Annotated in this window: 1 protein-coding gene; it reads left to right on the plus strand. The window is 36.1% G+C overall.

The window, feature by feature from the left end; translation table 11 throughout:
• Window positions 1-13: 13 nt before the first annotated feature.
• Window positions 14-649 (plus strand): phosphotransferase (locus tag CYP77_RS02755; RefSeq protein ID WP_103599684.1); only part of this gene is annotated, 636 nt, incomplete at its 3' end.

The following is a 649-nucleotide window of genomic DNA, read 5'->3' on the forward strand; positions in this document are numbered from 1 at the left end:
CTACATTAACAAAATGCAAAATTTAAAACAATATGTAAATGAAATTTTAAAAGATCATAACGACGAACGTGTTTTTAGCTTTGAATTTGATGGGCAAAAATTTTGGTTAAAACGCATTGAAAAGACCATTGAAGGTGGCTTTTTAACTAAAATTTTTAAACCAAACCCTTATAGGTCATTTGCTGCCGAGATAAAAAAGCTTGAAATTTTAAACGAAGCAAATGCTCCTGCGCCAAAACTCGTGTTAAAAAGTGATGAATTTTTCGTTATAGAAGATGTTGGCGAGCCAGTTGCTAGACTATTTAAATATAGTAACGATGAAAAATTTAAACACGAAATTTTGCTAAAAGCAGCCCGCGCACTAGCTAGACTCCACGCTCTAAATTTTGCGCACGGACGCCCAGCACTTAGAGATATCGCCATAAAAAATGGCGAGATCAAATTTCTAGACTTTGAGTCAAAATTTTTTAGCAAAGACTTGGAGCTTCAAAAGTGCCGTGACCTATTAGTTTTCATCCACGAGCTCTACCGACAAAAAATTTCACATGAGCTGGTAAAAGAAGTGGTCAATGAATACATTAACGCTGGTGGCGCTCAAATTTACTCGCGCTCGCTGCAACTAATAGTAAAATTTAAACCACTCTACCAC

The sequence above is a fragment of the Campylobacter concisus genome, assembly GCF_002913865.1.
GTDB lineage: Bacteria > Campylobacterota > Campylobacteria > Campylobacterales > Campylobacteraceae > Campylobacter_A > Campylobacter_A concisus_AM.